Annotated in this window: 23 protein-coding genes and 2 pseudogenes; 5 read left to right on the top strand and 20 right to left on the bottom strand. The window is 49.4% G+C overall.

Features of this window, described 5'->3' with window-relative positions; all coding sequences use genetic code 11:
* Positions 1–76: 76 nt before the first annotated feature.
* The 5 genes and pseudogenes from QNH46_RS09325 to QNH46_RS09305 form a co-directional block, all read right to left on the bottom strand.
* Entirely contained in the window at positions 77–871 is a 795-nt protein-coding gene (locus tag QNH46_RS09325) for a Nif3-like dinuclear metal center hexameric protein (RefSeq protein WP_283927851.1), read from the bottom strand.
* 46 nt (positions 872–917) lie between these two features.
* Positions 918–1264, bottom strand: a pseudogene (locus tag QNH46_RS09320) (CheB methylesterase domain-containing protein).
* Positions 1265–1661: 397 nt separating this feature from the next.
* Positions 1662–2750, bottom strand: coding sequence for a Gfo/Idh/MocA family protein (locus tag QNH46_RS09315; protein WP_283927850.1), 1089 nt, complete (start codon positions 2748–2750; stop codon positions 1662–1664).
* A gap of 17 nt (positions 2751–2767) precedes the next feature.
* Positions 2768–3901, bottom strand: coding sequence for a Gfo/Idh/MocA family protein (locus QNH46_RS09310; protein ID WP_430691928.1), 1134 nt, complete (start codon positions 3899–3901; stop codon positions 2768–2770).
* A 231-nt stretch (positions 3902–4132) separates the two neighbouring features.
* The gene (locus QNH46_RS09305) at positions 4133–4573 is read right to left on the bottom strand and encodes a nucleoside deaminase (RefSeq protein WP_283927849.1); all 441 of its coding nucleotides are present in this window, start codon (positions 4571–4573) and stop codon (positions 4133–4135) included.
* A gap of 286 nt (positions 4574–4859) precedes the next feature.
* On the opposite strand from QNH46_RS09305, the gene QNH46_RS09300 reads away from it, so the two are divergent.
* Positions 4860–5507 (top strand): transcriptional regulator, encoded by a 648-nt coding sequence (locus QNH46_RS09300; protein WP_283927848.1) that lies wholly within the window; start codon positions 4860–4862, stop codon positions 5505–5507.
* Between the two features lie 348 nt (positions 5508–5855).
* Here the strand turns inward: QNH46_RS09300 and rbsK are convergent, their stop codons facing one another.
* The 4 genes and pseudogenes from rbsK to QNH46_RS09285 form a co-directional block, all read right to left on the bottom strand.
* Entirely contained in the window at positions 5856–6773 is a 918-nt protein-coding gene (gene rbsK / locus QNH46_RS09295; protein ID WP_283927847.1) for a ribokinase, read from the bottom strand.
* 332 nt (positions 6774–7105) lie between these two features.
* Positions 7106–7624: a hypothetical protein gene (locus QNH46_RS24430; protein WP_347342992.1), complete on the bottom strand. Its 519-nt coding sequence runs from the start codon at positions 7622–7624 to the stop codon at positions 7106–7108.
* A pseudogene (locus tag QNH46_RS09290) lies at positions 7601–8503 on the bottom strand (endo-1,4-beta-xylanase); the annotation flags it as partial. The pseudogene QNH46_RS09290 and the gene QNH46_RS24430, both read right to left, overlap by 24 nt.
* A gap of 282 nt (positions 8504–8785) precedes the next feature.
* On the bottom strand, positions 8786–9355 hold the full coding sequence (locus QNH46_RS09285; protein WP_283927846.1) for a DUF1697 domain-containing protein: 570 nt from the start codon (positions 9353–9355) through the stop codon (positions 8786–8788).
* Between the two features lie 159 nt (positions 9356–9514).
* Between QNH46_RS09285 and QNH46_RS09280 the strand changes: the two genes are divergently transcribed.
* Positions 9515–10708: an oxalate decarboxylase family bicupin gene (locus tag QNH46_RS09280; protein ID WP_283927845.1), complete on the top strand. Its 1194-nt coding sequence runs from the start codon at positions 9515–9517 to the stop codon at positions 10706–10708.
* 92 nt (positions 10709–10800) lie between these two features.
* Here the strand turns inward: QNH46_RS09280 and QNH46_RS09275 are convergent, their stop codons facing one another.
* The 7 genes from QNH46_RS09275 to QNH46_RS09245 form a co-directional block, all read right to left on the bottom strand.
* A complete protein-coding gene (locus QNH46_RS09275) occupies positions 10801–11412 on the bottom strand; it encodes a flavin reductase family protein (protein WP_283927844.1) in 612 nt (203 codons plus the stop codon).
* Entirely contained in the window at positions 11412–12026 is a 615-nt protein-coding gene (locus QNH46_RS09270) for an alpha/beta hydrolase (protein WP_283928392.1), read from the bottom strand. The genes QNH46_RS09275 and QNH46_RS09270 overlap by 1 nt, the downstream gene beginning before the upstream one ends.
* On the bottom strand, positions 12026–12976 hold the full coding sequence (locus tag QNH46_RS09265; protein WP_283927843.1) for a ring-cleaving dioxygenase: 951 nt from the start codon (positions 12974–12976) through the stop codon (positions 12026–12028). Before QNH46_RS09265 ends, QNH46_RS09270 begins: the two co-directional genes overlap by 1 nt.
* 28 nt (positions 12977–13004) lie before the next feature.
* The gene (locus QNH46_RS09260; RefSeq protein WP_283927842.1) at positions 13005–13631 is read right to left on the bottom strand and encodes a nitroreductase family protein; all 627 of its coding nucleotides are present in this window, start codon (positions 13629–13631) and stop codon (positions 13005–13007) included.
* Between the two features lie 37 nt (positions 13632–13668).
* Positions 13669–14064 carry a DoxX family protein gene (locus QNH46_RS09255; protein ID WP_283927841.1) on the bottom strand — a complete coding sequence of 132 codons (396 nt, stop codon included), beginning with the start codon at positions 14062–14064 and terminating at the stop codon, positions 13669–13671.
* 93 nt (positions 14065–14157) lie between these two features.
* The gene (locus QNH46_RS09250) at positions 14158–14598 is read right to left on the bottom strand and encodes a MarR family winged helix-turn-helix transcriptional regulator (protein ID WP_283927840.1); all 441 of its coding nucleotides are present in this window, start codon (positions 14596–14598) and stop codon (positions 14158–14160) included.
* Between the two features lie 97 nt (positions 14599–14695).
* On the bottom strand, positions 14696–15376 hold the full coding sequence (locus tag QNH46_RS09245; protein ID WP_347342968.1) for a YdeI/OmpD-associated family protein: 681 nt from the start codon (positions 15374–15376) through the stop codon (positions 14696–14698).
* Positions 15377–15533: 157 nt separating this feature from the next.
* Between QNH46_RS09245 and QNH46_RS09240 the strand changes: the two genes are divergently transcribed.
* Complete coding sequence (locus tag QNH46_RS09240) at positions 15534–16190, top strand: SGNH/GDSL hydrolase family protein (protein ID WP_283927839.1); 657 nt, start codon at positions 15534–15536, stop codon at positions 16188–16190.
* A 436-nt stretch (positions 16191–16626) separates the two neighbouring features.
* Here QNH46_RS09240 and QNH46_RS09235 read toward each other — a convergent pair whose 3' ends face one another.
* From QNH46_RS09235 to QNH46_RS09220, 4 genes are all read right to left on the bottom strand, one after another.
* Entirely contained in the window at positions 16627–17100 is a 474-nt protein-coding gene (locus QNH46_RS09235) for a low molecular weight protein-tyrosine-phosphatase (RefSeq protein WP_283927838.1), read from the bottom strand.
* Between the two features lie 105 nt (positions 17101–17205).
* On the bottom strand, positions 17206–18111 hold the full coding sequence (locus tag QNH46_RS09230; protein ID WP_283928390.1) for an aminoglycoside phosphotransferase family protein: 906 nt from the start codon (positions 18109–18111) through the stop codon (positions 17206–17208).
* Positions 18112–18349: 238 nt separating this feature from the next.
* Positions 18350–19093 carry an SDR family NAD(P)-dependent oxidoreductase gene (locus tag QNH46_RS09225; RefSeq protein WP_283927837.1) on the bottom strand — a complete coding sequence of 248 codons (744 nt, stop codon included), beginning with the start codon at positions 19091–19093 and terminating at the stop codon, positions 18350–18352.
* Positions 19094–19178: 85 nt separating this feature from the next.
* Positions 19179–19766, bottom strand: a complete 588-nt coding sequence (locus QNH46_RS09220; protein WP_283927836.1) for a TetR/AcrR family transcriptional regulator — start codon at positions 19764–19766, stop codon at positions 19179–19181.
* A 122-nt stretch (positions 19767–19888) separates the two neighbouring features.
* Between QNH46_RS09220 and QNH46_RS09215 the strand changes: the two genes are divergently transcribed.
* Positions 19889–20272, top strand: coding sequence for a DMT family transporter (locus tag QNH46_RS09215; protein ID WP_347342967.1), 384 nt, complete (start codon positions 19889–19891; stop codon positions 20270–20272).
* Positions 20273–20587: a DMT family transporter gene (locus tag QNH46_RS09210; RefSeq protein ID WP_283927835.1), complete on the top strand. Its 315-nt coding sequence runs from the start codon at positions 20273–20275 to the stop codon at positions 20585–20587.
* Positions 20588–20597 lie beyond the last annotated feature (10 nt).

The following is a 20597-nucleotide window of genomic DNA, read 5'->3' as shown; positions in this document are numbered from 1 at the left end:
TGCAGCAATCAAAAACAAAGACGGCTGCCGCGAGGAAACCTCGGGCGCCGTCTTTGCTATTCAGGCGTATGGATGATCACACAATTTGATATAGCGGCTGTTCCGCCAGGAAATGAACCGGAACTGCTGGAAACCACGTTTCCAGCCGCTTCGCTAAAGCTTTCATGCCAGGCGCCTCGCTCTCGGCATGCCCGAGCATGATTAAGGCACGAGACCGTCCCTGCTGCCAGCTGTCTCGCACGTATTCGGGGGTCTCCCACTCCGGCCCCTCCCCGGCAATAATCAAATCCAGATTCTCTTGGGCAAATAAAGGAATCGCATTGGCGCCACCGCCGCGATACCCGACCAGCAACCCTGTCCGTCTGCAGCGCATCGTCATATCCCCGGCAACACGGATATATGGGACATTCAGCTTCAGCTTCAAATGATCCGCAATCTCGGCTACAGTCATATCCGGTAAATCAAGGATCGTTGAGGCCGGGTGAATGCGATCAATACAATCCTCCCAGTCCAATGCCTGCACTAAGCCAGCCGTAATTCCGTCCGGCTCGTACTTGTGAATGTAGTCATGGAGCCTGAACATCGCCAGCCCTGATGCTTCGATCAATCCCTGCTTCTGTGCATAGACCGAATCCCCCTGCAGCCAATCCGTCTGGCTATGATGGCTGTAATAAGGGCCTTCATGAGTAATCAACAAATTGACGCCCAAATCGGCGGCTTGCTGAATCACCTGCTGCGTCGGCATAAATGTAATGCCAATTCCAGTTACGGAGGTGCCCGGATCTCCCGTTAGCAGCCTGTCCACCGTATTCTCCAGAGCGGGCGCTGGCGCCATCAATTGATCCAAAACCTGCTGTATCGTAATCGCCAAATGGAGTCCTCCTTCATTACATTGCTCGATCCTTCATTCTAACCGATTATAGCATGGCGTTGATCAGGCTGGGAATGTTCTGTAGCGCAGCCTGCTTCTCCACGGCGCCCAGTTCATAGGCAGCCCTGGGCATTCCATAAACAACTGACGATTCCTCGTTCTGCCCGATCTCCTTGCTCCTTTTCTGTGCATGGCGAGCATGCCTCTCGCTCCGTCATAACCCATGCCGGTCAGAATTACACCTAGCGCCTCTTTGCCGGCTTCCTTGGCGACGGATTCGAACAATACGTCAACTGCGGGACAATGCCCGCTTACCTTTTCCCCTTGGGAACAAACGACTTTATAACCGCTGCCAAATTTCCTGATCCGGATATGGCGGTCCCCAAGCGCCATCAATACCCTGCCAGGCTCGATATATCAGTCTGACCGCTTTTGACCGCTCCTACGAGTGGTATAAGGACATATTTGACGCAGAAATCGAATATTCGTTTTATCACCCCACCGACTCGCTGGAGAACGCCCGCTTCCGCTGCTTCAAGGAAATCCCGGTAAATGTGGTGGAGTCCCCTGTCAGCGTCATTCAGCACAGAGTATGCGAATTTCGCACAAGCAACGCGACGGAGGATCATCGCTACCTGCAAAGCAAAGGCGTAAGCGATACCGCTCTAACAGAACAGGAAGACGGCTTGAAAGCTTTAATTTCTACGGCCAGTGGGCAGGGAGTTCAGGAGGCTCGAGTTCTAAAAAACAGCCCAAACGCCTTCAATCCATGGCGTCGGGCTGTATCTTGTTATGGCCGATCCAGCGCCCAGCGCTGTCTCGTTGATGTAACCGTCTCCCCGGTTAGGATCGCCTTCTCGATCAGCATCCCCAAATAATGATCCTGTGACGCTTCCGCAAGACTATAGAACTCGGGTCCGCCTTGGACATACTCAGCCATGCGCTGCAAACAGCGGGCGATGGCGATTTCATCATCGTACAACCTTGCCGGAGCAAACGGATTGTCATAGAGCCATTGGTCGCCGCACAAAATGCCCTGCAGGAAGTAACCCTCCTGATTTTCGAGCTCCCCTTTGTTTATCCGTTTTAGCTCCATTTGCAGCGGTACCGTCGATTCCTGCTGGATTAAGATGCGGTTGTCGAATATTTCTCCGCGTTCCCCGCGAACCGAAAGATGGTTCGAACGCACCCAGGAACGATGCTGATCCTTCGTAAAATCATAAATGCCGAGCCGGTCGCCGAAATCAAGCCAAGCTAAATCCCGCTGCAAAGGAATCATCGCATCTTCGGCCGGCGGGCCTTGGCGCGTCGGGCCTTGCACCCATTCGGACTGGAAACGCATACCTCTGATTTTAACTTCTTCGAACGTGATGCCCAGCATTTTACGGATCAAGCTGACGCCATGATAAAGATGGGAGATAGAAACGGTCGTTTCCGTAATTCTTCCCAGTCTTCCCGAGCGAATAAGAGCGAGACGCGCTTCTTGGATAGGGTGAAAATGATATTGCTCCGCGACTTGAACGCGAGCGCCTATTGCCGTTAGCCGATCATGCATCAGCTCCAGGCCCTCCAGATCCGGTGCCGGCGGCGTCTCCATCAGTGCCGGTATGCCCGCCTCAGCCAGCTGGAACAAATATTCTGTCCCTGCTGCTCCGTTGACCGACACGACGATAAAATCGGGACTTTCGCTCTTCAGAAGCTGTTCAAGCGAACGATAAGTCGTCACACCCCACCGCTCCTCCATTGCTCTTGCTTTGGACTCGTTCCTGACGACTATACCACTGACCTGGAAAATCTCCGGCAGAGCCTCCGCAATACGCAAAAAATATTGGGCCCGAAAGCCTGCCCCGCCGATAATGCTGAATTTTACTGGCTTCATCTCGTCTTCCTCCCGACTTATTGCTTTTCACTCGCATTTAATGCTGGCCTCGTTTTGGCGTTAAAACGGGGAGCTCGGGCCAATAAGCCTTCCCGCGTATAAAAAGGATTGTCTTTCGCCAATGGAAGGCTGACGGGCTGCTTCGTGATGGATGCCTCGTAAACGGCCGTAATCAGCTCCAGCACATTTCTTCCGTCCTGTCCGTCAATAAGTACCTGATGCGATCCATTCTCGATGGCTGTCAAAATATTATCAACCTGCCCTTCGAACCCGCTATACAGCAGCGGTTCAATCCCATCCCTGTAAGCTTCGATTTCCGTCTCCAAAGCAGGGTTCCGCTCAGGAAACCCATTGTCTTTCGCCGTCGAGGCGTACACTTTCCAGGGAGAAGAAATACGGGCGTGCTCGCCCTGAAATACCATCTGCCGCTCCTCCCCATGATGGATGACGGAACTCGTAATTTGCGCCAGGCTCCCATCCGCATAAGATAGGATCGCAATGGAGATATCTTCGACATCCGAATTTCGGTGCGAGGTGTTGCTCATGACAGCCTGTACGCTTTGCGGCATCCCCATCATCCACAACAGCATGTCCATGTGGTGAACGCCATGGTTGAGCGTGCAGCCGCCCCCCTCCTGCTCCCAGGTTCCGCGCCACCATAGATCGTAATAACTCTCGCCGCGCCAATGATATGAATCGACCTGGGCGTGGACGATTTTCCCCGGTAAGCCGGAATCTAGGATATGCTTCAAATTCCAATTGGGTTCATGGAAGCGGTTCTGGCCCACGACGGACAGAATGCATCCGGATTGAGCGGCAGCTGCCAGCATTTGATCACATTCCTCAAGCGACATCGCCATCGGCTTCTCGACGAGCACATGCTTCCCTGCCCGCAGCAAATCACTCGCCATCTCGGCATGCGTTTGAGGCGGAGTACAAATGGACACCAAGTCGATATCCTCCTCATGAAGCAGCTCTTTATAATCCTGCACGACTTTGCAGTCGAATTGAAATTTGTCCCGAAGCAAAATGGCTTTGTCTTCATGACGATTAACTAAAGCAACCACCTTACAGCGCTCTGAAAAAGAGGCATAAGCGGCCGCATGAGAATGTGCAATAGACCCTGTACCGATAATAGCTACGCGTATTATGACAGTTCACTCCCCGATGACAACAAGATAGCGCTTCCAAGTAATTACAGGCGAGCGCTTCGAAAATTCTCCTATTATATTAGCAATTCAAATAGCTGATTTGTATAAGAACAATGCACAATTTACTTTAATTTCTCCAAAATAAAAGTAAAAACCACCCCAACTGCTGGGAATGGCCTGTTCTTGCTGCCCGCGCAGCGTTATGACGAAGCGCATGGCGTTCTGTTTGCCCTACTCCGTATTTTCCTTGCGCTTGGTCCATAATTCAAAAGGCTCAGATCCATTCGCCATCTCGACGTATTGAAAAGGAATATTCGGGTTGCTCCCCGCCGGAACGACCTTTGCCTCCATGGCAACCTCCTTGGGGGTTGCGTAGTAGACGGCCTTCAGATCAGCCCGCTGAATCGCGCCCTGGCACATGGGACACGGCTCCCCGCTAGCGTAAATCTCGCAGTCGGACAGCAGCTCGCTTCCCAATACGCGGCTGGCCTCCCGAATCGCTCTCATCTCGGCGTGATCCGTTGGATCCTTCGTTTTCAGCACGGTATTGACGCCGGTCGCCACGACCTCTCCGTTCCTCACAATGACGGCCCCGAACGGACGGCCGCCCTTCTCCTTCACGTTGCTGCGGGCTAAATCGATCGCGAGCTGCAGAAATTGTTGAGTATTCATCTGTACAACCCTCCTGACTCTGCAATTATATCATCCGCCTTATCCTGTAACATACATAGAACGAATTAAGTGTCCAACACTACTGAGACGTTAAGCTTGCTAACTAAGACAGTTTCATTCTATACTTACCTTAGATGTCATTAATTTCAACATGGAATCGGTCATGGAGCACATGCCGCTTTGATACAAGCATCCCTTTCTTGCCAAAGAAAGGCGATGCTAGATCAGAGCGGCTTTTTTGGTTCCAGTTGCTGCCGATTTATATTGATGAAAGGGTGAGCAGACAATGCAGCGTTTTAATGAAGAGTATGACAACTGGATGCAGAAACATATTTCAGAGGAAAAGAACCATCGGCGGCTGGAGCTGCTTGAAAAGGGACTCGGACATGGGACAGTGGCGTTTTTGCGGTCAGTTTGGTTTCCTGCGGTCGGTAATTTTAACAACCTGTATCCCGAGTGGGAGGTACGCGATTTCCATAGCGGATATCGTTATTTGGATTTGGCATACATGCCTGGGGATGCGAAAGGCGGAATTGAAATTCAGGGGTACGGACCTCACGCGAGGGATTTGGATGTTAGAAGATTCAAGGATCTTTGCCGAAGGCATTGTTTACTTGCTCTGGATGGTTGGATTTTTCTGCCGATCGCTTATTTATCCATTCAAGATGAACCTGAGGAATGCCAGCAGCTCGTTCTATCCTTCATAGGCAGGTTTATTTCCATAGATGCCCCTTCCCAATTGTCCTGGCTTGAAGCTGAAACGATACGTTTTGCCCGCCGGATGCTGCGCCCCTTTACCCCCTCCGAGCTTGCCCATCATTTGCGGGTCAGCGACCGCCATGCCAGACGGATTCTGCATGGGCTAATTGACATGAGCATTCTAAGCATTGCTAGCGGGAAGCAGCGAGGGCGAAGCTATAAGCTGAGATTATAACAGATGAGTTGGGAACTCGAAGAATGAGGGACACGGTCTGATGAGGTATTTCGGTAAAGCCAACGGACAGCAGATCCTCTATTTCAAACTTTTAAACGTTTTCTAGAAGCTAACGGACACAGGATCAGCTATTGACCTATTCACGATGTAAATCTCTCTGAATTACGCTTAATAGCGGAACTACGGTCCGTTAGCTTCTGATTTTGCAGCTTTTTGCCGAAATAGCGGAATCCAGGTCCGTTAAGATTAGCTTCCTAACCCCGCTCCTACGAGCGGGGCTGCAAAACAACAACAACAACAACAACAACAACAACATATACGGTTCTAAATAAGCTTACCTGCTTCAACCTACAGTAGAAGGTCGATCTCGCTCCGCTCTGGGATCGATGTTTGCGCGCCTGCCTTGGTAACGACGATTGACGATACTATCGTTGCGAAGGAAATGGCCTCCTTCACACTCTTCCCCTCGGACAAGCTGACGGCAAAGGCTGCTACAAACGAGTCGCCGGCTGCCGTTGTATCCACGGCTTTCACTACTCTTGCCGGGACATGAACCGTTTTATTCGCATCCACGTACAGGGATCCATTGCTGCCTAGCGTAACGATGAGTCTGCTCACTCCTTTCGCCAGCAGCACTTTGGCTGCGTCCTCTGCGGACGCTATAGAGTTGACGGTCTGTCCGCTAAGCTTCTCCAGTTCAGTCTCGTTGGGAATTAAATAATCCAATTTTCCAAGCACCTCATCAGGAATGGATTCCGGTGCAGGGGCCGGATTTAATATGATCGTTTTACTATGCTTGTTTGCCAGATCTACAGCCTCGTATACCGCCTCATAGGGAATTTCCATTTGCAGTATAACGATGTCCGCTGCCTTGATTAACTCCTCATGCGCTGCCACGTAATCTCGGCTACACAGATCATTGGCGCCCGGCATCACAACGATGCTGTTATCTCCCTCATCATTGACTTGAATGACGGCGAGCCCCGAGGTTGCCGCAGTTACAAGATCGATATGATCTGTGTTTACGCCTGCCTGTCTCAGATTATCCATAAGCGGGCCGCCGAATTCATCCCCACCGACCTTGCCCAACATGAAGACGTCAGCCCCTAATTTTGCTGCGGTTACCGCCTGGTTGGCCCCCTTACCGCCGGGCACCCGTTCTACAGAGCTGCCAAGCAAGGTTTCGCCCACCTGCGGAATATATGGCACTCTTAACACCAAATCCATATTAATGCTGCCTATTACTAAAATTTTGCTTGCTGCCATACTTACACCCCTCAATTGCAGTACCTGAGTACATGCTTACCTAAATCCAAACCTAATCCTACTTTATCTTAATATTCTCCCCAATACCAGTTGATCGACCGCATACTCCGCTTCGGCCGCGGCGTCGAGCAGGACCCTATGCTTAGCAGGCAAGATTCCTGTGGACTATTCGGCGACGATTTGGCTGGTGACCACGTCAGTGTTTAATCCGAATATCACGAATGACGCATAACAAAAAGGTGGAAGCCCCATTGTGCCTCCACCTCTATTCATTCTAACCGCATTGCAATCGCAACTTATTCACAAATCGCTCGGAGAAAAACTCTAATTCATTAATTCCACAAATACACGTTATCCACATATACAGAGGTTTGGCCGGACGCATTGCTAGCGCCGATGAATTGAACACCGTATTCCTTAATATTGGCCTTGTCCACCCCGGATAAATTCAAGGTCAGATCGGTTTGGCCGCCGGCGCTGATTGTCTTCCAGCCGCTGTCCGCCCAGGCATAGTTGTTGCCATATTTCACATACAGCTTCACGCCTAATCCGGAGCCGTAATTACCAGAATTAGCGCCTTTTACTGTTGCTCTAAGCTGGTTGTAGCCGGTGAAATCTGCGTTTCCACTCTTGAACATGTAATGCCCGCTGCCGCTGGACATGTTAATCGTCGACTTCAGCGATCTTGCATCCTTCGAGCTCCAATCGGCCGAGGAAGATGGTCCGGATACGACGTTGCTGGCGGACCATCCATCCGTACCCGATTCAAAGTTTGCATAGGCGCCCGAACCCGTGCCTGTTCCTGGCTGGCCGCCTCCTCCTCCGCCTAAATACTGCTTCAGCCACTGCATGGCTGGCCGCTCGGCACCGGAGCTGGTCACCAAATGCGTATTGGACGCCCAGGTCTGTCCTTGAATATATCCCCACAAGGTGATGCCTTTAACGGATGGGTGCTCCCACAGTACAGGAAACTTCTGTTGGTACCGCTGCAATTGGGTATTGTCATCACCTGTTATATCCAGCTCGGATACGTAAATCGGAAGCCCCGTCGACGCCAACGTATTCAAGACATTGTTCATCGTGTTGACGGATACGTTATCCATGTTAAAATAGTGACACTGGATTCCTATGCCGTCAACCAGCCCTCTGGCCTTAAGCAAATTAATGATTTGCAGATACTGGGCCGCTGCGTTGGGATCGCTGATAATTCCGTATTCATTGATCAGCAGCTTAGAGTTCGGGAAGGCTTGTCTTGCCTGCTGAAAAGACCAGATGACCCAATCCCAGCCCGTGGCTCCATCCCCGCCAATGGCATTCCTATACGAAGGCTTCGCGTGCAGCGGTTCGTTCACGACATCCACAAATTCCGAATTTCCATATCTCTGGGCGGCGGCTTGAATCCACTGGGTCACCTCTGCCCTTTGCTCGGAGGCGGAGAGGCCGCTAATCCAGGATGGCTCTTGACTCCCCCAGACCAGCGTATGGAATTTGAAAGGCATTCCTCGGCTTTTCGCATAGTTGTACGCTGTATCCGCCGCACTCCAGTTCATACTGTTGCGCGTCGCCTCTACCGCACCCCATTTCGTTGAATTCTCAGGCGTAACCTGATCCCAATACGTAGCAAAGCTGGAAGGAACGTTGTTTGCAATGATATTGCCCAAAAACTTGCTGCCGTTAGCTATCCCCGCGTGAGCGTCCTTAACCAAGGCTGGAGAAAACAAGGAAGCCATAATTGCAACTGTAGTCAGCCAAACCGCCAATTTCGATTTTGACTTTAACATGAATTTACCTCCTTCAAAATTCAGCTTTCTTTTGCGCGACTCCATTCGTCTCAAGAAACGGCATCACCTCCATCTGCAGGAAAGCAGATATATTAAGCGCTTACATTTTCCATATTATAGTAATTTACTGTGAATGATATAGTGTAAATTAAAGGATATATCTTCAAAATCATAGTTTTTTCCAAATAAAAACAGGCCTTGTTGACCTGCTCTCCATGAACTTAACCGTATTCATGATATATCCTGCTCCATTTCAGTAGCTAGATCAATGAGTTTGTTCAGCGTTTTGAAGTTGCGGACCGTTGCTGGAACGCCTAATTTATCCAGTCTGCCGGACAGCTTTGAATTGCGCGAACTATTGCTGTACAGCAGATAGATTTCCTTGCCTAGTATGACGTACTTATCTTCACCAAAATCAGCAGAGTGCAGCTTCTCTACCTGCTCAACAGGCAATTCCTCCTGCAAAATGGAGACGTACAGGCTCTCCCCAACTGATGATTCGGCTGCTTTGGCAAGCTCCTCTTCAGTGAAGGGACTTCGCTCTGCAATGCTGCGCAGCTCCGGAGCCGTTCTCACAATGACGCTAACTGACATTCCGAAGGCAGACTTGATCACCTGCTCGATCCGTTTGCACAGTACGGATTTCTCTTCGCTCGATTCGAACAGGACATTTCCGCTCTGGATATACGTTTGTACTCGGGCGAGGCCTGCTTCCTCTTTCAATACGCGCCTGAGCTCCGCCATTTTCAGGATATTTTTGCCTCCTACGTTGATCCCTCGCAGCAGAGCTATATAAACCATATTCCGTCACCGCCTTGTCCCCTTTTAGGCGAAATTATATCATAGAGAATCTCCGCTAATAAACCTGGGCGTTATCTGTGCCCTCATATAATCCAAGCATTCCCCCATATAAATAGTTTGAGGACTTGTAAATCCGATGCAATTGGAGGGACAACTACCATGAAAGAGGCTTATCCTGGGCATGCCAAGCCCCTTATCGTGCCTCAGCCAATCCGAAGCGACGGCGCGGGAGGGCCGGACTATGGCCCGCGGGATGTATGGAGAGATCTTGAAAACCCGGATCTCCTCGTTCCCCCTCCTACAGACGCCGGCTTGGTGCCTAATCTGAAAATGTCATTTTCCGATACCCATATGCAGTTAAACCACGGAGGCTGGTCTCGCGAAATTACCGTCCGCGATTTACCGATCGCCACGACGCTGGCTGGCGTGAACATGAGCCTGACTCCGGGAGGAGTAAGGGAATTGCACTGGCATCAGCAGGCGGAGTGGGCGTATATGATATGGGGAAAAGCGAGGATTACCGCAGTGGATCAGAACGGACGCAACTTTATCGCTGACGTCGGCGAAGGCGATTTATGGTATTTTCCTGCCGGAATTCCGCATTCCATCCAGGGCCTGGAGACAGGCTGCGAGTTTTTGCTCGTGTTCGATGATGGTAAATTCTCTGACCTGAACACACTGTCCATTTCAGACTGGTTTGCCCACACGCCCAGGGATGTATTGGCCGCCAACTTCGGCGTTTCGGAAAAAGCCTTTGCCTCGATTCCTTCCGGACAGGTATATATTTACCAGGACGGAGTCCCGGGTTCCCTGGAAAGCCAGAAGACCGAGTCCCCTTACGGCTCCGTTCCGCTCAGCTTCAAGCACCGTCTCCTGGCCCAGCGGCCGCTTATAACCCCAGGCGGAAGCGTGAGAATCGTGGATTCTTCGAACTTCCCTGTCTCGAAGACCGTCGCTGCCGCCTTGGTTGAGATCCAACCCGGAGCCATGCGGGAGCTCCACTGGCATCCCAATAATGACGAGTGGCAATATTACCTTACAGGTCAAGGACGCATGACGGTGTTTGCCGGAAACGGAGTTGCTCGCACCTTCGATTACAGGGCGGGCGATGTCGGCTACGTTCCGTTTGCGTATGGCCATTATATTCAAAATACCGGTACAGAGTCGCTATGGTTTCTGGAAATATTCAAGAGCGACCGCTTCGCCGATATTTCCTTAAATCAGTGGATGGCTCTCACCCCCCGGAGCCTTGTCGCCAGCAACCTGCATGTCGGACCCGAACTGCTGAATGCCCTCCGCACAGAGAAGTGGCCTGTCGTGAAATACCCTATGGACTCCGAGGATCTGAAATAATCGCTCGAACACCGTTCCAGTATATTTCAAAGGGATATCATTCATAACCATGTGAATAACCCCTGGCATCAGATGCCAGGGGTAGCTTTCGTTTATTGCGGCCGCTCAATCTCAAACAACCTGCCGAGGCCGGCATAGGCGCTGCCGGCCAGCCGGCTGACCGGATTCAGCTTCACAGGGTCAATCCGGCCCTCTTCATAAATTTCCTCGTCCACGATAAATCGTACGATGCGGGCAATGAGCAGATCCGTGGACGGCGCCTCCTCCGTTCCGCCCAGCGTCACAAGCTTTTCAAGCACGCATTCCATCCTAATTTTCGCTTCCCGGATACCTGGTACCGCAATGGTTTCGCTTGCGATCGTCGTCAGACTTGTCAAGGCAATCTCGCTTTCCTCCGGCGGCAGATTCGCTGCGGTCTCATTGACGGCTGCGGCCATGCTTTCATCGACGATGTGAACGACAAGCTCCCCGCGTGCGATCGCATTTCTGGCCGTATCCTTCGCCACTCCGTTCCTGCGCTGAACAGCTATGGACAGCATCGGAGGCGAGCTCGAGACGATCGAGAAATAACTGAAGGGCGCCGCGTTGAGCACCCCGCTCTCGGACAAGGTCGTCACGAAAGCGATAGGTCTTGGAATGATGCTGCCGATGAGCAGCTTGTAATTGTCCCGCTCGCTCTGCAATAACGGATCAATCGATATCATCAGGCACTCCCCATTTTTTCACGAAACCAGGCTGCCGCGGCATTGACTTCGCTGCTGGTGAGCTGGTGCCCGAAATTCTCCCAATGCACGGTTACGTCGGCCCCCGCTCCGCTTAACAGCTTCTCAAGCTCTTCCGTCTCGTCAGGAGAACAAATCGGATCATTGGTCCCCGCCCCGATAAAGACGGGAACCCCGGCTAGATTCGGAAGCTGGATACCTCGCAGAGGAACCATCGGATGATGGAGAATCGCCCCTCTGAAGGCATGTTCATAATGGAACAGCAGGCTGCCGGCAATGTTCGCTCCATTCGAGTAACCAATCGCCACCAGGTTCCCCCGGTCGAATTCGTATTCCTTGGCAGATTGATCCAGAAAATCATGCAGTTCCTTTGTGCGGAAGACCAAATCCTCTTCGTCAAAGACCCCTTCCGCGAGCCGTCTGAAGAACCGCGGCATTCCGTTCTCTAGCACGTTCCCTCTTACCGAAAGAACAGAGGAGTTCGGCGATACTAGCTTGGCCAGCGGCAGCAAATCCCGCTCCGTTCCGCCCGTCCCGTGGAACAGCACCAGCGTTGGCGCCTTCGTATCGATCCCTTTTTCAAAAAGATGTCTCATCACTTCTGCCCCTCCTTTAATACCCTAACTTCAATTGGCTCAAGATTAGCCTCGATCTGCGATCGCACCGGCTCGAACCATGATGGAAGCATCAGCTTCTCGCCCAGCGCCTCCGGCTCCTCATCTCGGGCAAAACCCGGAGGATCGGTAGCTATTTCAAAAAGTATCCCGCCTTCTTCCCGGAAGTATATGGCATTGAAGTACTGACGGTCGATGATTTGCGTCGGGTTAAACCCGCTTTGGCCGACCTTTTGCTGCCACTCTTCGTGTTCATCGAAGTCCTTTGCCCGCCAGGCGATGTGGTGAACGGTACCCGCTCCGCCGCTGCCCCATTCCATGTCCTTCAGCGGGACATCGATGATGTTGCCGATCTCTCCCGAAGCCTGGAACCGGGCGTAGAATTCATTCTCCGCTACTTTGCTCAATCCGAGGACTTCCTCCAGCACCCGCATCGTTTGCTTGGCATTCACGCTGAACAAAACAGCCCCGCCAAAGCCTTTAACCGCTTTATCTGTCGGAATGCCTCCGAACGACCAGGTGCTGTCCGCGCCCGCTTCGCGTTCTACGAGCTCAATCCATAACCCTTCGTTATCCCGGAATTGCAAGTAGTCTTCGCCGAATCGCGAGGTTTTCGTCAGCGAAATGCCGAAGCCTTTCAGCCGCTCTTCCCAGAATCCCAGCGCTCCTGGCGGTACGACGTATGCCGTGATCCCAACCTGACCGCCTCCGACCTTCCCACGCCGGGAACCCGGCCAAGGAAAGAAGGTAATGATCGTTCCCGGACTGCCATGCTCATCGCCGAAATACAGATGGTACACTTCGGGAGCATCAAAGTTGATCGTTCTTTTCACTAATCTTAATCCGAGAATACCGGCGTAGAAATCGACGTTCTCCTGTGGACTCCGCGCGAATGCTGTAATATGATGAATGCCCGCTGTTTGCAGTTTCATAGTGATACACCCCTTTTTTTATTCAAAATTAGAAGCCGTTATACGTAACGAACTCGCCGACCGGCTTGCGATAACCGCGCAGCCGCTGTCCGGACACATCTTCCTTGCCTAGCGCAATCAGCATGACCGGGACGTACTGGTCTGGAATGTTCAATTCCTGCCGCATTTGCTCGGGATCGAAACCGATCATCGGGCAAGTATCCCAGCCTCTGTCCTTGGCAATCAGCATAAAGAGCATCGCGGACAAACTCGCATTGCGAATGGCCTCATCCCGTTTGAAAGAATCGCCCCGATTTTCATAGAACTGAGTTACCGATTCCACCGTCATATCGAGCTCCTGCTTATTTATAATGCCCAAATGCAGCATTCCCTCGTTAAGGTGTCTCACATTTTCATAGGCATTCAAATCACCCAGAACGAGAATGGCTGCGGAGGCGGTCTTAATTTTATATTGCTTGTTCGCGGCCTCGTACACTTTGTCTTTCTTCTCCGGATCCTGGACGACGACGTAGTGGGCATGCTGTAAATTAAAGGCAGACGGCGCATACTTCACAAGACTGAAAATCTCCTCCAGCTCTTGCTCGGAAATCTTCGCTTCCGGATGGAACTTCGTCGCAGACCTTCTCTCTTTTACCACATTCGTAAATTCACTCATGATAAAATTCTCCATTCATTTAACGTATTATTTTCTATTACAACAGAGCATCCAGCGAAATATCACCTGCGCCCGTCAAAGCGACGGCGATGGCAACAACGAGAAGAACCAGCGGATATTCATAGCCGTTTGCCGTTGCCCACAAACCGTTCTTGAAATGCACCTTGACGATCGCTCCCAGCATAGCCAGTGCAATGAGGGCAGCGGCCAGCGGCATAAGAAATCCTAAAGTGAAGAGCAGTCCTCCGACAAATTCCATGAGCCCTGCCAACACCGCCATGAGTACCCCCGGTTTGATGCCGATCGATTCCATCCATCCGCCCGTGCCCTTTGGCCCGTAACCGCCGAACATCCCGAACAATTTCTGTGCGCCATGACCGATAAATAATATCCCTACCACTAAACGGATCAACAATAGTCCTGTATCCAACATGATTTCTCAACCTCCGAAATTATTTTGAACTTCATTATCTTTATTTCAAGATATTTATGAAAAAAAAAGAAATACTGACTGCAGACTCACTTGCTAAGAGCCCTCGGCCCCTTTACCCAGACGCTTCAGGAGCTCGATGGCCTGCAGCTTCTCTTCGCGGCTAAGTCCGCCCAGCTTCGAATGAACGAATTCGGAATGATCAGGGAAAATCCGTTCGAACAATTCGGTTCCTTCCGCCGTAATTTCAGCGTAAATCACTCTTCTGTCCTGCTCGCAGGGTACACGCCGAATGAGTCCTTTCTGAACGAGCTTATCGATATTGTAGGTCACACTTCCGCTGGTGATCAGTATTTTATCGCCGATCTGCTGCAACGGAATCCGCCCTTTAGTATACAGCACCTCCAGAATTGTAAACTCCGAAGGGGATAAGCCCCGCTGCTTCATGTCCCTGATCGCCTGATCCATGATCGTCTTGTAGGCTTTGGAGAGCACAACGAACAATTTCAGCGAAGCGGTATGTTCTTGATCCGGCATTGCGGTCACCCCCCCATTTATCTTGTGTTCAAATATCTTGAATCAAAGATATCTCGTTTTTCTCTTTCTGTCAACCCTAATATAAAAAATAAATTTCTTACTGCTCTCTTCTTCTATATAGATCCAGCGACTTATAGCCCTGAGCCAAAATATCCTTCATCTGCTGCAGACGCTTCTCCTGGGTCTCGCTTTTTTTCGCGCTGTATACATAACGTGCCCAGTCTTTCTGATAACCAGCCGTTAAATGATCATATAGTTCCAGCAGTTCCTGATCGCTGTTCAAATACTCGCGAATGCTGGAGATATAATCCACGTAATCGTCAACCCGCTGGCTGCTCTTTGCGTTAGTCGGTTTACTCTTCCTTGGAGCTTGCGATTTCAAGCCTATAACAGTAAAGACATCATCCATGCTGACCATCCGTGAAAACTTCAACGTACTGCCGGATACATATCCTTCCTCATTCACTGCGTTTTGTTCAAAAAAGCTGTCCCGGTCGATATACTCCTTGTATTTGCGGTTGTTTTTTTTCGGATAGGCAAAAAATAAATATCCATTCTCATGAATGGCCTGCTTACGAATAATGAGGTCCAAATACTCCTTAAACTGATCCATATTAAATATGAATACAAAAATAAGATCATACTTCTCCTTCGTCATTTCGGAGTCGTATTGCAGCTCATTAAAGTACGCTATATCTTCTGGCTGATTTAGAATCAGCTTCGTTTCGTATTTGTTCAGATTTAATTTGGCCACCACATTTGTTGGCGAATTCATCATCATTCTCGACCTTTCTTATTATAAAGTCATGCTGCCTAATCTAAATGATAACATAAAGCATAAGCAGGAAATAAAGAAGTCCAGGTAGAAATGTGAAGTTAGTAGCGTTTTCATGAATTGATCATCAGTCACAACCCGAAGGGAGATTGAAACAGGAATGCTGTTGGAAAAAGGACAAAAACTGCTGTTCATTGGAGATTCGATTACGGATTGCGAGCGTCAACGGCCAAATGGAGAAGGACTGTTTTTCGCTTTAGGAAAAGGTTATGTTGCTCTCGTTGACGCCCTGCTGCAGTCGGTCTATCCGGAGCTGGGAATACGGGTAGTGAACAAAGGAAATAGCGGCAACACCGTGCGTGACCTGCAGGAGAGATGGCAGGAGGATGTACTTGACCAGAAGCCGGACTGGTTGTCGATCATGATCGGCATTAACGACGTATGGCGCCAATATGATACGCCGCTGATTACCGAGTATCATGTCTATGCCGAGGAATATGAAAAGACTCTGCGCAATCTCGTAGCCAAGACGAAACCCCATCTGCAAGGGCTCGTATTGATGACACCGTTTTATTTGGAGCCCAATCCCGAGGATAAAATGCGCAAGACGATGGATGAATACGGGGCGATCGTGAAAAAGGTCGCTGATGATACTGGTGCGGTATTCGTCGATACCCAAGCGGCGTTTAATGTGGTGCTTGAGGAGCTGTACCCGGCAACGCTGGCCTGGGATCGCGTCCATCCTTCCTATGCAGGGCATATGGTACTGGCCCGGGCGTTCTTGAAGGAAGTCGGGTTTGAGTGGAACCGGGGTTAGGATAGCTATATTTGGTTTAGCTGAGCCTAATTTTCATGCGTTACAAAAAATGACCTCTGGATGATGTTCGATCCGGGGTCATTTTTTTCTTGATTTTCACAGATAAAATATACCTTGAAAGCTAGGTGTATCGTTAGTTTTAAGGTGGGAAGGTGAACGGCTTGACGAAGTTTGGTCAGACAAGGAACTACCCAGTTACATTAGGGATTATTTACAGATTACACGCTGCGAAAGTTAAGTGCTTAATTGTTCAACCGCCCTTGCGGAATGACAGTAACTTTGATATGTCTTGACTTTATTTATGAATGCCTTAAACCTTTAGGATGAACTGTATATTTCCCCTCCCCCTACATAAGACTAACCCCAATCAGCAGCAGCAATAAAACGGCATATCCTTCCTGACAGAAAGACATGCCGTTATATGTTATAGCGGATATTAGTTCAATCCCTGCTCTTCCCGAATAACCTGCAGCAGACGCTGGCAGCCTTCGTCTATCATCTCGTATACCTCTTGGAAATTGCCTGTATAGTAAGGATCCGGAACATTTCCTCCAGCATGCTTCGGCACGAAATCAAGCATCTTCTTGACTTCCACCTTGCGGTCCTCCGGAAACCACTGCGCCAAATCCTTGACGTTCATATCATCCATAGCAATGATATATTGGAAATCATGAAAGTCATTTTTGCTGACCTGTCTGGCGAACATCCCGGCATCATCGATGCCATATTGCTTTAAAATTTGGCGAGTCCCTTCATGCGGCGGCTTGCCGATATGCCAGTCCCCCGTTCCCGCAGAGTCAACGACGATCTGATCCGCTAAACCGGCCTCATTCACCTGGCTGCGAAATACCGCTTCTGCCATCGGAGATCTGCAAATATTGCCCAGACATACAAATAACACTTTAACCATTGCGTACATTTCCTCCTCACTCGTACCATGCTATCTCTATCTAATAAATCACCACAAAATGCGCTTCTGTTAACTGTACTATTGAACGGGGACTTTTTCAATGTCCTAACTTGGCAAATACCAGCTTGGGACCGAAGTTTCGAAGCCATTATACCATGCTAGCACCTGCTCCGCCTGTTCCAGCATGTATTTCACTTCTGCTTCACCATAGGGAATCGCCCAGGGAACAGACGCTATCTGATTGCAAGCTATATATAACGCCATTAATTTAAAAAACGATTCAGGCACCTCATCTTGAAAATACCCGTGAATCCGGCCCGAAGCGAATTCCGCGCTTTCCTTGACGCACCAAGTAATACGATTGAACTCCTCCCAAGGGTCTCCATCATCTAAGCGATTAAAATCAATGATACCCAGCTCCCCGGAGCCTGAAACGACCATATTTCCGAGATGATAATCGCCATGCTGAAAGGTCACCGGCCTGCTCTCCAATAAATAACGATGGGCTGCAATATAGTTTAGAACTTGCTCCGCTCCCTTAAAATGAATCCCGCACGTCCTATAATTGGCGATATATTTATCGATTTTCAGATTATAGCGCTCAGCCCAAGATGAAGACTGAATCTGCGCCGGAATTTCATGCATAGCTCTTAATATTTCTCCCGACTTCAAGCCAAGCCGATATTGTTCTAAGGGACCAAGCCTACGAATAGCTTCTCTTGCATCCTCACCTTCAACCCATGTAAACAGGATATAGACGGACCTGCCTTCATTGCAAATGCCAAAATCCACTGGTCGGGACATAGAGATATCCATATGTATTAGCTGATGAACAGATTCGTATTCCCATTTTTTCCGTTCGTACTGAGATATGTCCGCCAATCTAAGCAGCAATTCCCTGCCGTCGTTCGTCTGAATATAATACTTTTTATCATCCGACCATCCTGCGTGAATCTGCTTTATTCTCGTCCATGTTCTTGCATCCGGTATCTCTCTGTACATCAAGTTCACCTCTTCTCTACTCGCTGCAGCTCCCGCCCAAAACCGGACGAGCGTTCCTGCAGGTGATTGGTTAAGTTGGCCCGTAATTGGATGAGCATGCTCTGATCGGTATCCGTGGAGAAAACATTGTTCCTTATGGCTGTATTGTTCAACTGGAACGCATTCCTGCCAGCTATCCAGCGCCTGCACCATATCCATGGCATACCAATAATCCAGACCTGGATTGTTTTCCAATCGAAATTTCTCGTCACCTCAAATAGCAGCCATTATTTAAATCAAAGGTAGCTCCTGTATAGTGTCTGGATTTTTCCGATAATAGGAATATTACCGTTTCAGCCACATCCTCAGGAAGTACGGGGGAATCGATTAATTGGTGGCTGAGATATTCCTGCTTTCTCCATTCAGGGATGACGTCCATCATGGACGTGTTTACCATCGTCGGTGCAACCGCATTGACGCGTATGTACGGCGAAAAATTCATTGCGCAGCTTTTCGTTAATCCGAGCAAAGCCGCTTTAGATAGCCCATAGACAGCATCTGAGCTTCCTTCGATCCCCGATACGGAAGAAATATTCACAATCGTTCCCTTCCGCCTGTTGGATTCATTTCCGATCAGCAGCTTGCCGAACATCTGAGAGAAATAAACCGCCCCCTTAATATTCACATCCATCACCGTGCTGATCTCATCCTCCTGGTAATCCATAATGCTTTTGGCCAAATAAATGCCCGCATTATTGACTAAGCCGTTGACATCGCAATGCTTCTCTGCAATATAAGCAAAAAAGGCAGCAACCTCGCTGTAATTGCTGACATCCAGCTGATAGGTTGCGAGAGTTCCTGGTGCATCCATGGAAGACTCCAGTTCATGGAGCGAATGCTCGTTGATGTCACAGGCAATAATTGAAGCCCCTTCACGCAGGCAATGCTGTACAATTTCTTTTCCGATCCCCGAAGCCGCGCCTGTTACGATTACTTTATCATTTAACAGCAAATTGAATCTCCTCCTGTACTCCCTGTCAGAAAAATAAAGTATGGCAGCGCCGCTTGCGCCAAGATGTCCCCGCCCGAAACCTTCCTCAGGCCCTGCAAATCGAATCGAGATGATAGCGAATCACGTCGATGACACGGTTTCGGTCCACCCGCTCAGGATCGAGTAGTGCATGCATGGCTAACCCATCTATCAAAGCGTACAGCCGTTCAATTTCGAACTCAAGGCTCAAGCCTTCCTTCAACCACCCTGTGGAATGCAAATAACCGACCATTTTTTGGAACGCTTCAAATAGTCCATCATGAATTAGTCCGACCGTATCCTTCCGATGCTTCACATGGGCAACAAAGACAAACCAGACATCCATTTCAATGCGTGTTTCCTCATTAATCGGCACGATTTCAAGAAGCATCGCCATGACCATTTCCTTCGGCGGCAAACCCCGCTTCATAATCGCCTCAATGCGAGCAGTGACTCTATCCTTGACCAGCGTCATCGCATAGACAAGCAGATCATCCTGGTTTTGAAAATAGTGGCGTAATGCCCCAAGCGAGAGCCCCGCCTCCTGTGCAATATTACGCACTGTCGCCCCTTCCATTCCTTTATCCAGAATAACCTGCCACATCGCCTTGGCAATGCGCTCCCGTCGTTCTTCATGATCTACGATTTTTGGCATAAATTCAGTGTAACCAAAAAAGAGAACATAAGCAATTAAATAATACACTTGTATCAAATAAGCTAGTTGTGGTAATATGTTTTTAAATAACACAACTGTGCTAAAAAAAGGAGGAAAGAACTGTGATTTCAAATCAAAATAAAGAAAGCAGTATTCTCAAACAAAGCAAGCCATTAACAAGGCGGATGGCGTGGCTATTTTTGATCGCTGCGGGACTCATAGAAATTTATTGGGCTGCTGCTCTTAAGAACAATTCGCTGGGAATTCTCACCTTAATCGCCCTTCTTCTTAGCTTCGAGTTATTAATAAGAGCTACGAAGATGATTCCAGTCGGAACGGGATATGCCATTTTCACCGGAATCGGTACGATCGGGACGATACTCGTTGACATGTTTTATTTTCAAGAGCCTTTTAGATGGGTCAAAATCCTGTTGATTCTTCTATTGGCAGCATTCATCATTGGTTTGAAAATTTCCGATGGCGGCGTGAAAAAGGAGGGGGCATAAATGGCATGGGGCTATTTGATTATCGCAGGGCTATTTGAAATTATTGGTGTCATCGGCGTGAAGAGGGTCGCTGAACGGAGCAATTTTCTAAATAACTTGATATTAATCGCCGGATTTATCATCAGCTTTACTTTTTTAACCTATGCGATGAAGGATATCCCTCTATCGACGGCATATGCAGTTTGGACGGGAATTGGTACGCTTGGCTCTACTTTGATCGGAATATTGTTTTTTAAGGAGCCGCGAAATGCGTTAAGAATCATTTGTATTCTAGGCATTATCTTCACCATTATCGGTTTGAAGCTGGTGAGCTAATGGCCCTTCG

Source organism: Paenibacillus woosongensis, from assembly GCF_030122845.1.
Lineage (GTDB): Bacteria > Bacillota > Bacilli > Paenibacillales > Paenibacillaceae > Fontibacillus > Fontibacillus woosongensis_A.
This window is presented reverse-complemented; position numbering and strand designations above follow the sequence as displayed.